At 72.9% G+C, this 13,839-nt stretch carries 10 protein-coding genes; 6 read left to right on the top strand and 4 right to left on the bottom strand.

What is annotated here, in order from left to right; genetic code table 11:
• Positions 1 to 143: 143 nt before the first annotated feature.
• The 4 genes from thrB to secA form a co-directional block, all read right to left on the bottom strand.
• Positions 144 to 1,160 (bottom strand): homoserine kinase, encoded by a 1,017-nt coding sequence (gene thrB / locus ACH45N_RS24295; protein WP_397398514.1) that lies wholly within the window; start codon positions 1,158 to 1,160, stop codon positions 144 to 146.
• Entirely contained in the window at positions 1,160 to 2,275 is a 1,116-nt protein-coding gene (gene thrC / locus ACH45N_RS24290) for a threonine synthase (protein WP_397398638.1), read from the bottom strand. Before thrC ends, thrB begins: the two co-directional genes overlap by 1 nt.
• Before the next feature lie 12 nt (positions 2,276 to 2,287).
• Positions 2,288 to 3,580 carry a homoserine dehydrogenase gene (locus tag ACH45N_RS24285; protein WP_397398513.1) on the bottom strand — a complete coding sequence of 431 codons (1,293 nt, stop codon included), beginning with the start codon at positions 3,578 to 3,580 and terminating at the stop codon, positions 2,288 to 2,290.
• A 363-nt stretch (positions 3,581 to 3,943) separates the two neighbouring features.
• The gene (gene secA / locus ACH45N_RS24280; RefSeq protein ID WP_397398512.1) at positions 3,944 to 6,898 is read right to left on the bottom strand and encodes a preprotein translocase subunit SecA; all 2,955 of its coding nucleotides are present in this window, start codon (positions 6,896 to 6,898) and stop codon (positions 3,944 to 3,946) included.
• A 309-nt stretch (positions 6,899 to 7,207) separates the two neighbouring features.
• On the opposite strand from secA, the gene ACH45N_RS24275 reads away from it, so the two are divergent.
• The 6 genes from ACH45N_RS24275 to mnhG are packed head-to-tail and all read left to right on the top strand — an operon-like array spanning position 7,208 to position 13,829.
• Entirely contained in the window at positions 7,208 to 10,255 is a 3,048-nt protein-coding gene (locus ACH45N_RS24275; protein WP_397398511.1) for a Na+/H+ antiporter subunit A, read from the top strand.
• Positions 10,252 to 10,782: a Na(+)/H(+) antiporter subunit C gene (locus ACH45N_RS24270; protein WP_397398510.1), complete on the top strand. Its 531-nt coding sequence runs from the start codon at positions 10,252 to 10,254 to the stop codon at positions 10,780 to 10,782. Before ACH45N_RS24275 ends, ACH45N_RS24270 begins: the two co-directional genes overlap by 4 nt.
• Complete coding sequence (locus tag ACH45N_RS24265; RefSeq protein WP_397398509.1) at positions 10,779 to 12,440, top strand: Na+/H+ antiporter subunit D; 1,662 nt, start codon at positions 10,779 to 10,781, stop codon at positions 12,438 to 12,440. Before ACH45N_RS24270 ends, ACH45N_RS24265 begins: the two co-directional genes overlap by 4 nt.
• On the top strand, positions 12,437 to 13,051 hold the full coding sequence (locus ACH45N_RS24260) for a Na+/H+ antiporter subunit E (protein ID WP_397398508.1): 615 nt from the start codon (positions 12,437 to 12,439) through the stop codon (positions 13,049 to 13,051). The genes ACH45N_RS24265 and ACH45N_RS24260 overlap by 4 nt, the downstream gene beginning before the upstream one ends.
• A complete protein-coding gene (locus tag ACH45N_RS24255; protein ID WP_397398507.1) occupies positions 13,048 to 13,473 on the top strand; it encodes a monovalent cation/H+ antiporter complex subunit F in 426 nt (141 codons plus the stop codon). The genes ACH45N_RS24260 and ACH45N_RS24255 overlap by 4 nt, the downstream gene beginning before the upstream one ends.
• Positions 13,470 to 13,829 (top strand): monovalent cation/H(+) antiporter subunit G, encoded by a 360-nt coding sequence (gene mnhG / locus ACH45N_RS24250; RefSeq protein ID WP_397398506.1) that lies wholly within the window; start codon positions 13,470 to 13,472, stop codon positions 13,827 to 13,829. The genes ACH45N_RS24255 and mnhG overlap by 4 nt, the downstream gene beginning before the upstream one ends.
• The last annotated feature ends 10 nt before the right edge of the window (positions 13,830 to 13,839 follow it).

The following is a 13,839-nucleotide window of genomic DNA, read 5'->3' as shown; positions in this document are numbered from 1 at the left end:
CTTCTCGCGAGATGCGGTGGCCGTAGATCACGGCCTGCTACGGGCACGGCTGAGCGGCTGAGACTGTCGCTGGGTAGGCGGTGAGGAACCGATGTTGAATCCGTGTTCCCGCCACCATGGCTCAGGAGTGCTATCCCGAAGGTTCACTGCATACTACCACCCCGTACTGCTGGTGATCCTGGTCCGACATGACTTCTCTTTGCCCCCGACGAGCCGGACGATAGCGCACCCGTGTTACCGGCAATCCTCCGGGCACGCGCACCTGTCAGATCGATCCCGGGGCTCAGCCGGCTCCAGCCCGCGGTCTCGTCCACGAGATCCCGCAGGACGGCGTCGCGCGCGGCCCGGTGCCCGGGTCCGGCGAGCACCAGGACGGTGGGCCCGGCGCCCGACACGGTCGCCGGTACGCCCTCCTCGCGCAGCGCGCGCAGCAGCTCGGCGGAGGCGCCCAGGACGCCCGCCCGGTACGACTGGTGCAGCCGGTCCTCCGTGGCGTCGAACAGGAGCTCCGGACGCCGGGCCAGGGCCTCCACGAGGAGTGCCGCGCGGCCCGCCGTGAAGGCGGCGTCGCCGTGCGAGACCCGCGCGGGAAGGGCCGCCCTGGCGCGGGCGGTCGCGAGCCGCACGTCGGGCACCAGCACGGTGGCCTCGATCGCCGGGTCGATGTCCAGCCCGACCGCGCGCGGGCCGTCCCCGGTGGTCCACGCGACGGTGGCGCCACCCTGGATCGCGGGCGCGGCGTTGTCGGGGTGCCCCTCGAACTCCGTGGCCAGGCCCAGCACGGTGGCGGCGTCGATGGCCCGCGGGTCGGCCAGCAGGGCGCGCGCGGCGACGATCCCGGCCACGACGGCAGCCGACGACGACCCGAGGCCGCGACCGTGCGGGATCACGTTGTGGCACGTCATGTGGATGCCGGTGGGCACGGCGCCCGCGAGGTCCAGCGTGCGGCGCAGCGCCCGCACCACCAGGTGGTCCTCCCCGAGCGGGACCTCCCCGGCGCCCTCGCCCTCGACCTCCACGACCACGTCGGAGCTCGCCACCAGGCGCACCTCGACCTCGTCGTACAGGGCGAGCGCGAGGCCCAGCGAGTCGAAGCCGGGCCCGAGGTTCGCGCTCGTCGCGGGCACCCGGACCCGCACGTGGTCGGCGCCGAGCTGCATCAGAGTGACAGCGCGTCGGCGATCGAGACGACGTCGGCGGAGACCCGTACGGGCTCGACCTCGCCGCCGTCGGGCGTGCGCAGCGCCCAGCTCGGGTCCTTGAGCCCGTGGCCGGTCACCGTGATGGTGATGCGCGCCCCCGCGGGCACCAGGCCGCGCTCGTGCCGGGCCAGCAGGCCCGCGACACCGGCGGCGGACGCCGGCTCGACGAACACGCCGACCTCGGCCGACAGGATCCGGTGCGCCGCGAGGATCTGCTCGTCGGTGACGGCCTCGATGACGCCACCCGAGGTGTCCCTGGCCTGCTCGGCCAGCTCCCACGAGGCGGGGTTGCCGATGCGGATGGCGGTGGCGATCGTGTCCGGGTCGTCGATCGGGTGGCCCTTGACGATCGGGGCGGCGCCCGCGGCCTGGAAGCCCCACATGGCCGGGGTCCGGCTCGCGACGCCCGCCTCGGCGTACTCGGTGAAACCCTTCCAGTAGGCCGTGATGTTCCCGGCGTTGCCGACCGGCAGCAGGTGGATGTCCGGGGCGTCGCCCAGGGCGTCCACGATCTCGAAGGCAGCGGTCTTCTGGCCCTCGATCCGGTCCGGGTTCACCGAGTTCACGAGCTCGACGGGGTGGGTGTCGGCGAGCTTGCGGGCCGCCACGAGGCAGTCGTCGAAGTTGCCGTCCACCTGCAGCAGACGGGCTCCGTGCGCCACGGCCTGGCTCAGCTTGCCCATGGCGATCTTGCCGTCCGGAACGAGCACCGCGCAGACCATGCCGGCGCGCGTCGCATACGCCGCGGCCGACGCCGAGGTGTTGCCCGTCGACGCGCACACGACCGCGCGGGCGCCACGGCCGGCGGCCGCGGAGATCGCGGCCGTCATGCCGCGGTCCTTGAACGAGCCGGTCGGGTTCATGCCCTCGACCTTGACGTAGACCTCGGCACCCGTGCGCTCGGACAGCGCCGGGGCAGGCACCAGCGGCGTACCACCCTCGCCCAGGGTCACGATCTTCTGCTGGAGGTGGGCGGGCAGCCGGTCCGCGTACTCGGCGATCACGCCACGCCAGAGGCGCGAGGCAGGGGCGCGGTCCGGGCCGGCGGACGGGACGTTCGGTTCTGCGGGCAGTACGGGCACGGTTCAGCCTTCGACTCTCAGGACGGACGTGATCTCGCGGACCGGTTCGAGCGTGCGCACGGCCGCGATGGTGGCGGCCAGCGACGCCTCGCGGGCCGCGTGGGTGGTCAGCAGCAGCTCGGCGGTGCCCTCGGAGGGCCCGGTCTGGCGCACGGTGTCGATGGAGACGCCGTGGTCGCCCACGACCCCCGCGACCTGGGCGAGGACGCCCGGGAGGTCGGCGACGAGCAGGCGCACCTGGTAGCGCGTCACGGCGGCGTCCGCCGGGAGCAGCGGGCGGGCCGCGTACGTGGACTCCTGCGGGCCCTTGCCGCCGAGCACACGGTGGCGCGCCGCCGAGACGACGTCGCCCAGCACCGCGGACGCCGTCGGCCGGCCGCCGGCGCCCTGGCCGTAGAACATGAGGGGCCCCGCGGCATCGGCCTCGACGAAGACCGCGTTGAACGCGCCCTTCACGCCCGCCAGCGGGTGCTCCAGCGGCACGAGCGCCGGGTGCACGCGCACGGAGACGCCCTCGCCGGTCTGCTCGGCGATGGCCAGCAGCTTCACGGTGTGCCCGGTGCGGGCGGCCCACGCGACGTCGTCCGACGTGACGCCCGAGATGCCCTCCCGGGCGACGTCGTCCGCGGAGACGCGGGTGTGGAAGGCGAGGCTGGCCAGGATGGCTGCCTTGGCCGCGGCGTCGTAACCCTCGACGTCGGCCGTGGGGTCGGCCTCGGCGTAGCCGAGCTCCTGCGCCTGCTTGACCGCCTGGTCGAGGTCGAGCCCGCCGGTGGCCATCTGGTCCAGCACGTAGTTGGTGGTGCCGTTGACGATGCCCAGGACCCGGCGCACGTGGTCGCCCGCGAGCGACTCGCGCACGGGCCGCACGATCGGGATGGCGCCCGCCACGGCGGCCTCGTAGTAGATGTCGACACCCGCGGAGTCGGCCGCCTTGTAGAGCGTGGGGCCGTCCGCGGCCAGCAGCGCCTTGTTGGCGGTGACGACGGCGGCGCCGCCCTCGATCGCACGCAGCAGCAGGGCTCGCGCGGGCTCGGTGCCGCCCATCACCTCGACGACGATGTCCGCGCCGTCCACCAGTGACCCGGCGTCCTCCGTGAGGAGCTCGGGCGGGATGGCGGCGTCACGGGGGCGGCTCGCGTCACGGACGGCGATGCCGGCGAGGTCCAGCGGAGCGCCCGCGCGGGCGGCGAGATCAGTGCCCTGCTCCAGCAGCATCCGGGCCACCTCGGTGCCCACGACGCCACAGCCCAGCAGTGCGACACGCAGCCCGCGGGCGGGCTCGGGGACAGGCACAGCGATCCTGCTTTCGTGTTCGGGGGACGGTCCGCTCCCGGCGCGGTTCCGCACGGGTCGGGACGTTGCGACCAGGGTAACCGGAGCGTCCGACATACGGGCGCCCTGTCTCACGCCGGCGCCCGTCTCGCCGAGGCCGCGGTCGGCAGTCTGCTGCTGTGGTCGGCAGTTTGCCGCGCATGGTCGGCACTCTGCATCGAGGTCGGCACAGGCCTGTGCCGACCTCGATGCAGAGTGCCGACCTCGCAGGAAGCTGCCGACCGTGGAGGCAACGCGCCGGCCCCCAGCAAGACAGAACCCTGGCGAGGTAGAACCGCAGTTCTACCTCGCCAGGGTTCTACCTCGCCGTGGGGCCAGGCCGGGTCAGGCCTCGTTGATCCCGTGGCAGACCTTGTACTTCTTGCCCGAACCGCACGGGCACTGCGCGTTGCGCGGCGTGCCCGGGAAGGTTCGGCCGTCGCTCGTGGCGGCCGTCGCCTCGCCGTGCAGGGACGCCCGGCGGCGCGCGCCGTCCGACGACTGCATGAACGCCGAGCCCGTGCCGTCCTCGCTCGGGGCCGAGTACGTCAGCGGCTGCTGCTGCCGCGGGGCGTCGAGGCCCTTGGCGAGCAGGATCGGCTCGGTGGCCGCACCCGCCGCACGGCGCTGGCGCGGGGGCGGCGGCTGCTGCCCCTGCCGCGGGGCCGAGGCAGGCTGGACCACCGGGATCTGCGTGGTGGGCGGGGCGTCCGGCTGGCCCGTGCCCAGGCGGCCGCGCGGCGGGACCGGCCCGGCGGCGGGCAGCTCGGAGCCGCCGTCCTCCCCCTGCTCGGCGCCCGGCTGCTGCACCGTGACCTCGAGGTTGAACAGGAACCCGACCGACTCCTCCTTGATGGCGTCGGTCATCGCCTGGAAGAGCTGGAAGCCCTCGCGCTGGTACTCGACCAGCGGGTCGCGCTGCGCCATGGCGCGCAGCCCGATGCCCTCCTTGAGGTAGTCCATCTCGTAGAGGTGCTCGCGCCACTTGCGGTCCAGCACCGAGAGCACCACGCGGCGCTCGAGCTGGCGCATGGCCGGCGCCGAGAGCTCGTCCTCGCGTGCCTGGTAGGCCACCCGCGCGTCGGACAGGATCTCCTCCAGCAGCATGTCGCCGCCGAGCCGGTCGATCCCGCCGGCCTCCTCGACGACCTCCTCCGGCGTCAGGGACACCGGGTAGACGGCCTTGAGCGCCGTCCACAGCGCGTCGAGGTCCCACTGCTCGGGCGGGCCGTCGGCGGTCGCGTTGGTGACGTACTCCGTGATGGTGTCCGTGAGGAAGTGCTGCACCTGCTCGCGCAGGTCCTCGCCCTCCAGCACCCGCAGGCGCTCGGCGTAGATGACCGTGCGCTGGCGGGACAGGACGTCGTCGTACTTGAGGACGTTCTTGCGGATCTCGAAGTTGCGGGACTCCACCTGGCCCTGCGCGGACATGATGCCGCGCGTGACCATCTTGGACTCCAGCGGCATGTCGTCCGGGAACCCGGCGCGGTTCATCATCGACTCGGCGAGGCCGGAGTTGAACAGCCGCATCAGGTCGTCCTGCATCGACAGGTAGAACCGGGACTCCCCCGGGTCGCCCTGGCGGCCGGAACGACCGCGCAGCTGGTTGTCGATGCGGCGGGACTCGTGCCGCTCCGTGCCCAGCACGTACAGGCCGCCGGCGGCCTTGACCTCGTCGTGCTCGGCGGCGACGCGCGCCTTCGCCTTCTCCAGCGTCTCCGGCCAGGCGGCCTCGTACTCCTCCGGCGTCTCGACCGGGTCGAGGCCCCGCTCCGCGAGCTCGGCCACCGCCAGGTACTCGGCGTTGCCGCCGAGCATGATGTCGGTACCGCGGCCGGCCATGTTCGTGGCGACCGTGACGGCGCCCTTGCGGCCCGCCATCGCGACGACCGCGGCCTCGCGCTCGTGCTCCTTCGCGTTGAGCACGTTGTGCGGCACGCCGGCCTTCTTCAGCTTGGCGCTCAGCAGCTCCGACTTCTCGACGCTGGTGGTGCCCACCAGGACCGGCTGCCCGTAGGCGTGCCGCTCCACGATGTCGGCGACCACCGCATTGAACTTGCCGTCCTCGTTCTTGTAGACGAGGTCGGGCTGGTCGAGGCGCTGCGGCGGGTTGTTCGTCGGGATCGGGACGACGCCGAGCTTGTAGGTGCCCTGGAACTCGGCGGCCTCGGTCTCGGCCGTACCGGTCATGCCCGAGAGCTTGCCGTACAGGCGGAAGTAGTTCTGGAGGGTGATCGTGGCGAGCGTCTGGTTCTCCGCCTTGATCTCCACGCCCTCCTTGGCCTCGATGGCCTGGTGCATGCCCTCGTTGTAGCGCCGGCCCGCGAGGATACGGCCCGTGTGCTCGTCGACGATCATGACCTCGCCGTTCAGCACGACGTAGTCCTTGTCGCGCTTGAACAGCTCCTTGGCCTTGATGGCGTTGTTCAGGAAGCCGATCAGCGGCGTGTTCAGCGACTCGTACAGGTTGTCGATGCCGAGGTAGTCCTCGATCTTCGCGATGCCCGGCTCGAGCACGCCGACGGTGCGCTTCTTCTCGTCGACCTCGTAGTCCACGGTCGGCACCAGCCGCAGCACGACCTTGGCGAACTCGGTGTACCAGCGGTTGGCGTCGCCGGCCGCGGGGCCCGAGATGATCAGCGGGGTGCGCGCCTCGTCGATGAGGATCGAGTCCACCTCGTCGACGATCGCGAAGTTGTGCCCGCGCTGGACCAGGTCGTCCGTCGACCACGCCATGTTGTCGCGCAGGTAGTCGAAGCCGAACTCGTTGTTCGTGCCGTAGGTGATGTCCGCGGCGTACATCTCGCGGCGCTGCGCCGGCGTCTGGCCCGACAGGATGACGCCGGTGGTCATCCCCATGAAGCGGAAGACGCGGCCCATCAGGTCACCCTGGTACTTGGCCAGGTAGTCGTTCGTGGTGATGACGTGCACGCCGTCGCCGGACAGCGCGTTGAGGTACGCCGCGGTGGTCGCCACCAGCGTCTTGCCCTCACCGGTGCGCATCTCGGCGATGTTGCCGAGGTGCAGCGCCGCACCACCCATGATCTGCACGTCGAAGTGCCGCTGGCCGAGCGTGCGGCGGGCCGCCTCGCGGATCGCCGCGAACGCCTCCGGCATGAGCTCGTCCAGGTCGGCGCCGTGCTCGAGACGCTCGCGGAAGCGGGCGGTCTCCTCGCGCAGCTCGGTGTCGCTGAGCTCGACGAAGCTGGGCTCCAAGCGGTTGACCTGCTCAGCCACGTTATGCAGCTTCTTCAGGACACGTCCTTCGCCGATGCGAAGGACCTTGTCGAGGATGGACACGCGGGTTCTCCCAGGTCGTCGTCGAGTTTTCGCCGTCGCCCATGGTAGGCCGTAAACCTGAGCGGGTGGCCCAGAGCCGACGACGGACCGACGGGGTTCGCTCTCGGGGTAACGATCACGGGAAGCATGCGGTTCCTGAGCCCGCCATGGGTTCCTCGTGACGAACCGGAGACCGACACCGGATAGAGTGGTCACATCGCCCACCCGCCCGCGCTCGCGCGGCAAGCCGTCCAGTGCTCGACCCCGGGTTCGCACCTGGTACCCCTGGCACGACGTCCTGTCCACGAGCCCTGACAGGACGGAACGGACGTGCTTCCGGTACTCCTCGCTCACGGCGTCCTCGCGCTCGCCGCGCCAGCCCTCGTCAACCGCCTCGGTCGACGCGCCTTCTGGGTGCTCGCCCTCGGTCCCGCCGGGGCCGCTGCGTATGCCCTGTCCCAGACGTCCGCCGTGTACGCCGGCCGCACGCCCACGGAACGGGTGGAGTGGATCCCCGCGCTGGGCCTGGCCGTCGACCTGCGGCTCGACCCGCTGTCCTGGCTGATGCTGCTGATCGTCGGCGCGGTCGGCACCCTCGTCCTCCTGTACTGCAGCGCCTACTTCGCCAAGGACGCCCGCGGCCTGGGCCGGTTCGGCGGGTTCCTCGTGGCGTTCGCGGGCTCGATGGCCGGGCTCGTCACCGCCGACGACATGCTGCTGCTGTTCGTGTTCTGGGAGCTCACCACGGTGTTCTCCTACCTCCTGATCGGCCACTACGCCGACCGCACCTCGTCGCGGCGCGCCGCGATGCAGGCGCTGGTCGTGACGACCGCGGGCGGGCTCGCCATGCTGGTCGGCGTCGTCGTCCTGGGCGTCGCCGCCGGGACCTGGAGCGTGTCCGCCGTCATCGCCGACCCGCCGACCGGGCCGGCCGTGACCGTCGCCGTCGTCTGCCTGCTGGCCGGGGCGGCCACCAAGTCCGCCCTGGTGCCCACGCACTTCTGGCTGCCCGCCGCGATGGCGGCGCCCACGCCCGTGTCCGCCTACCTGCACGCGGCCGCCATGGTGAAGGCCGGCATCTACCTGGTGGCCCGGTTCGCGCCCGCGTTCTCGGACCTCACGGCCTGGCGCACGGTCGTGCTCGTGCTCGGCGGCACCACGCTGCTGCTCGGCGGGTACCGCGCGCTGCGCCAGCACGACCTCAAGCTGGTCCTCGCGTTCGGCACGGTCTCCCAGCTCGGCCTGCTCACGCTGCTGCTCGGCTACGGCACGCGCGCCACCGCGCTGGCGGGTCTCGCGCTGCTCGGCGCGCACGCCATGTTCAAGGCGTCGCTGTTCCTCGTGGTCGGCGTCGTGGACGCGGCGACGGGCACCCGCGACCTGCGCAAGCTCGCCGGCGTCGGACGGCGGCTGCCGGTCACCGCCCTGGCCGCCACGCTCGCGACCGCCTCGATGATCGGCCTGCCCCCGTTCGCCGGCTACGTCGCCAAGGAGGCCGCGCTGGCCGCCTGGGAGCACGACGGCGACGTGCTCGGCCGGGTCATGACCGTCGTGGTCGCCGTGGGCTCGGCCCTCACCGTCGCGTACGGGCTGCGGTTCCTCTGGGGCGCGTTCAAGCCGCGCCTGCCGGCCACGGCCGCGCCCCCGGAACGAGAGGTCGCGACGGCGCACGGCGCGGCACCCGGCAGCACGCCGACGACGACTCCCCCCGCCCTGCCCGAGGCCGCACCCGGCACGATCCACCCGCAGCCGTTCTGGATGGTCGCGCCGCCGCTGGTCCTCGCGATCCTCGGTCTGGTCGTCGCCCTCGTGCCCCAGGTGGGCCAGGAGCTGCTCGCCCCGTACGCGAACACCTACCCCGTCGGCGAGCCCGGGCACCTCACCCTCTGGGAGGGGTTCACGCCCGCCCTCGCGATCACCGTCGCCGTGTTCCTGGCCGGTGGCCTCGCCTTCTGGCAGCGCGCCCGTGTCGAGCGGCTGCAGGACTCGCTGTGGTCCCCCGACGGCGCCGACGTGCTCTACCGCCGCTTCATGCGCAAGCTCGACCGCCTGGCCAGCGACGTCACGGCGGGCACGCAGCGCGGGTCCCTGCCCTTCTACCTGGGCGTCATCCTCGTGACGCTCGCCGTGGGGCCCGGGCTCGCGCTCGCCTTCGGCCTGGTGGGCGAGCCGAACGGCCTCCCGGTCGCGCAGGACGCCGCCGGGCGCGACGGCGTGCTCCACCTCGGCCCGTTCGCCCTGGTGCCGTGGGACCGCCCGGCGCAGCTCGTCGTCGTGCTCGTCGTCGTGCTGGCCGCCGTGCTGACGGCGCGCGCCCGCCGCCGGCTCAAGGCAGTGATCCTGGCGGGCGTGGCCGGCTACGGCAACGCGGCCCTCTTCCTGCTGCACGGCGCGCCCGACCTGGCCCTGACCCAGGTGCTCTGCGAGACCCTGACCCTGGTGGTCATGGTGCTGGTGCTCCGCCGCCTGCCGCCGTACTTCTCGGACCGTCCCCTGGCGGCCAGCCGCTGGGTGCGGCTCGCGATCGGGGTGGTCACCGGCCTGGTCGTCATGGCGTTCGTGGCCGCCGCGCCGCTGGTGCGGGTGCACACGCCGGTCTCCGTCGACTTCCCCGTGGAGGCCGAGACCTTCGGCGGCGGGCACAACATCGTCAACGTCACGCTCGTCGACATCCGCGCCTGGGACACCGTGGGCGAGATCTCCGTGCTCCTGGTGGCCGCCACCGGCGTCGCGTCGCTCGTCTTCCTGCGGCAGCGCAGCGGTGACGTGCTGCGCCTCGACCGGGCCGCGAACCCGCAGGCGGTCCAGCCCGCCGACAGCGCCGGCGCCCAGCCGGCGCGGCGCGGCCGGTGGCTGCTCGCCGGGCCCACGCTCGACCCCGTGCAGCGGTCGATGCTGTTCGAGGTGCTCACGCGCGTGATCTTCCATCCCATGATGCTGTTCGCCCTGTTCCTGCTGTTCAGCGGGCACAACGCGCCGGGCGGAGGGTTCGCCGCGGGCCTCGTGGCCGGCCTGGCCCTGACCGTCCGCTACCTGGCGGGCGGCCGGTTCGAGCTGGGCGAGGCCGCCCCGGTGCACCCGGGCCTCGTGCTCGGCACCGGCCTGTTCCTCTCGGCGGGCGTGGGCCTGGTGGCGCTGCTCGCCGGGCAGGAGGCGCTCGAGAGCACGATCGTCGACCTCCACCTGCCCGTGCTCGGCGACGTGCACCTGGTCACCAGCCTGTTCTTCGACGTCGGAGTGTTCCTCGTGGTCATCGGCCTGGTCATCGACATCCTGCGCACCTTCGGCGCCGAGCTGGACCGGCAGGCGGAACCCTTTGCCTGGTCGATCGGCCAACGCCGGCGCGTCGAGGTCCGCACCGGGGGTGACCGCGCATGATCGTGCTCGACACCGTGCCCTCGGGGGCCCTGCTGCTGACCGTGGGCGTGCTGTTCGCCTCGGGTGTGTACCTGCTGCTGGAACGGTCGCTGACCCGGGTCCTGCTCGGCTTCGTGCTCATGGGCAACGGGGCCAACCTCGCGATCCTCGTGGCCGGCGGCCGCGCGGGGGCGCCGCCCATCACCGGCGCCACCGCGGAGCCGATGAGCGACCCGCTGGCCCAGGCCATGGTGCTGACGTCCATCGTCATCACGCTCGCCCTGGTCGCGTTCGTGCTGGCCATGGCCTACCGCTCGTGGCAGCTGCACGGCCACGACGAGGTGCAGGACGACGTGGAGGACACCCGCATCGCGCGGCTCGCCGTCGCGGACGCGCCGTCGTACGCCGACAGCGACGCCGAGGAGTCGGGGTCCACCCTGGACGAGGAGGCGGTGGCCGTGCGGGACGAGGTCGCGCTCCCCGACCCCGCCTCCGGGCCGGACGACGCCCGGAGCGGCACCGGCGCCCGCGGGGGTGCCGGCGCATGAACCTGTGGAGCACCGAGACGCTCGTCCCCCTGCCCGTGCTGGTGCCGCTGTTCGCCGCGGGCCTCGCCCTGGCGCTGCACCGGTACGAACGGGCGCAGCGGATCATCTCCGTGGTCGCCCTGTCGGTGGTGGTGGCCGCCGCCGCGGGCCTCGTGGTCGCCGCCCAGGACGGGCCGGTCGTCATCGACGTCGGCGGCTGGGCCGCGCCGGTCGGGGTCAACCTCGTGGCCGACCCGCTCTCCGCGCTCATGCTGCTGGTCAGCGGCGTGGTGCTGCTCTGCGTGCTGCTCTACTCGATGGCGCAGGGCATCGCCGACGGCGACGACCGGACGGCGCCCGCCACCAAGGACACGAAGATCCTGCGCGAGGCCCTGGAGGCCCAGGACCCCGACGCCGACGAGGACGTGCGCCGTGACGTGCTGCCCGTGGCGATCTTCCACCCGACGTTCCTCATCCTCGCCGCGGGCGTGGCGGACGCCTTCCTCGCCGGCGACCTGTTCAACCTGTACGTCGGCTTCGAGATCCTGCTCGCCGCCTCGTACGTGCTGCTCACGCTGGGCGGGACCGTCGAGCGCATCCGGGCGGGCAGCGTCTACGTGGTGGTCGCGCTGCTCAGCTCGATCGTGTTCCTCGTCGCCGTCGGCCTGGTCTACGCCGCCACCGGCACGGTGAACATGGCCCAGCTCGCCGAGCGCCTGCCCGACGTCGACCCCGGCGTGCGGCTCGGCATCCAGGCGCTGCTGCTGCTCGCGTTCGGCATCAAGGCCGCCATCTTCCCGTTGTCCGCGTGGCTCCCGGACTCGTACCCGACGGCCCCCGCGCCGGTCACCGCCGTGTTCGCGGGCCTGCTCACCAAGGTCGGCGTGTACGCGATCCTGCGCACCCAGACGCTGCTCTTCCCGCGGAACGAGACCCTGGAGAACGTGCTGCTCGTGCTGGCGCTCGCCACCATGATCGTGGGCATCCTCGGCGCCGTCGCGCAGGACGACGTGAAACGTCTGCTGTCGTTCACGCTGGTGAGCCACATCGGCTACATGATCTTCGGGGTCGCGCTCGCCACCCAGGCGAGCACCGCGGCGGCCATCTTCTACGTGGTGCACCACATCACCGTGCAGACGGCGCTGTTCCTGGTGGTGGGGCTCATCGAGCGCCGCACCGGGACCACGTCGCTCGACCGCCTGGGCGGCCTCGCCACGCTGGCGCCCGGGCTCGCGGTCCTGTTCTTCGTGCCCGCCATGAACCTGGCGGGCATCCCGCCGCTGTCCGGGTTCCTGGGCAAGGTGGGCCTGCTGGAGGCGGGTGTCGTGGACGGCTCCGGCCTGGCCTGGGTGCTCGTCGTCGGCTCGGTGGTCACCTCGCTGCTGACGCTCTACGCGGTGGTCCGAGCCTGGAACAAGGCGTTCTGGCAGCCCTGCCCCGAGAAGCTGCCCGAGCCGACGCCCCTGCCCTGGGGCATGGTGGGGCCGACGGCGGGCCTGGTGGCCGTCAGCGTCGGGCTCACCGTGCTGGCCGGCCCGCTCTACGACTACGCCGACCGGGCGGCCGAGTCCGTCATGGACGGGCACACCTACATCGAGGCCGTGTTCCCCGACGGTGCTCCGCGGGGCACCGGCGAGTCGAACAAGGTCACCGACGACACCGTGGAGGTGGAGCCGTGAACCACACCGACACCGTCCAGAGCCCCTGGCGGCGCCGGGCGCGCCGGGTCGTGACACTCTGGCCGACCATGGTCGTGGGGGCCGTGCTGTGGGTGCTCCTGTGGGGCGACCTGTCCTGGGCGAACGTGGTGTCCGGCGTGCTGCTCGGCGCGCTCGTCGCGCTCGCCTTCCCGCTGCCGCCCATCGGTACGGCCGCGACCCTGCGGTTCGGCCCGCTGCTCCACCTGCTCGGCCGGTTCGTCGGGGACCTCGTGCTGGCGTCGTTCCAGGTCGCGTGGACCGCCGTGGTCCCGCGCCGGAGGACGCGCGGCGGCCCGACGCCGCACGGCGCCCTCGTCTCGGTGCCCCTGCGTGCCGACTCGGACCTGTTCATCGCGACGACCGCGGGACTGTCGTCCCTGGTCCCTGGCACGCTCGTGATCGACCTCGACCGGCCCAGCCGGACCCTGCGGCTGCACGTGCTGGACATCGCGGCGTCGGGCGGGCCCGAGGGCGTCCGGAAGGCGACCCTCGACCTGGAGGCACGGCTGCTCCGCGCCTTCGCGCCGGGCGCCGAGCTGGCCCGGGTCGGGCTCGCTCCGTACACCCTGGACAAGGAGGAACGCCGATGATGCTCGCCGTCGGGGTGGTAGCGACCGCCCTGCTCGCCGTGGGCGCGCTGCTCGCGGTGGTCCGGATCGAGCGCGGTCCGACCATGCTGGACCGGACCGTGGCGTTCGACGTGCTCACCACCGCCCTCGTGGGTGCCATCGCGGTCGAGGCGGCGATCTCCCGCCGCACCGAGTCCGTGCCCATCCTCGTGGTGCTCTCGCTGGTCGGGTTCATCGGGTCCGTGACGATCGCCCGCTTCGCCGCCGTCGAGCCCCCCAAGAACGGCACCGCCGCGCAGCGGTCCGGGCCACGGCCGGGCGCGGTCGGCCCGGGGCCGGGCGGGTCGGGACCGGGCGGGTCGGGTTCGTCCGACTCGGGCGAGGTCGGCGAGGCCGGCCCGGGGGCGCCGTCGGGCGCCGTCGGCGGGCGGGAGGAGTCATGACCGTCGTGACCGACGTCGTCGCCGCCGTCTGCCTGCTGCTCGGCGCCTTCTTCTCGTTCTCCGCCGGCGTCGGCGTGATGCGGTTCGACAACCTGCTCTCGCGGATGCACGTCGTGGCCAAGCCGCAGGTCCTGGGCCTGCTGCTGCTCCTGGCGGGCGTCGCGCTCCGGCTGCAGGACAAGGGCTCGGCGACGATGCTCCTGCTCGTGGCGATCTTCCAGCTCATGACGTCCCCGGTGGCCGCCTACATGGTGGGCCGGGCCGGGCTGCGCACGCGGTGCGTCGACGCGACCCTCCTGGACACCGCGGACGACGCCTTCCCGGCGCGCACCTCGGCGCAGCGGGACCAGGCGTGACGCCCTGCTC

Source organism: Promicromonospora sp. NPDC019610, from assembly GCF_044389365.1.
In the GTDB taxonomy this organism is placed as follows: Bacteria; Actinomycetota; Actinomycetes; order Actinomycetales; family Cellulomonadaceae; genus Promicromonospora.
The sequence above is the reverse complement of the archived record's forward strand: the minus strand, read 5'-3'. Positions and strand labels throughout refer to the sequence as shown.

Bases quoted from the DNA above. Each gene is read 5' to 3' on its own strand.
- ACH45N_RS24255 (WP_397398507.1), top strand. From the start codon at position 13,048: ATGATGCTCGCCGTCGGGGTGGTAGCGACCGCCCTGCTCGCCGTGGGC.
- mnhG (WP_397398506.1), top strand. From the start codon at position 13,470: ATGACCGTCGTGACCGACGTCGTCGCCGCCGTCTGCCTGCTGCTCGGC.
- ACH45N_RS24270 (WP_397398510.1), top strand. From the start codon at position 10,252: ATGATCGTGCTCGACACCGTGCCCTCGGGGGCCCTGCTGCTGACCGTG.
- ACH45N_RS24265 (WP_397398509.1), top strand. From the start codon at position 10,779: ATGAACCTGTGGAGCACCGAGACGCTCGTCCCCCTGCCCGTGCTGGTG.
- thrB (WP_397398514.1), bottom strand. From the start codon at position 1,160: ATGCAGCTCGGCGCCGACCACGTGCGGGTCCGGGTGCCCGCGACGAGC.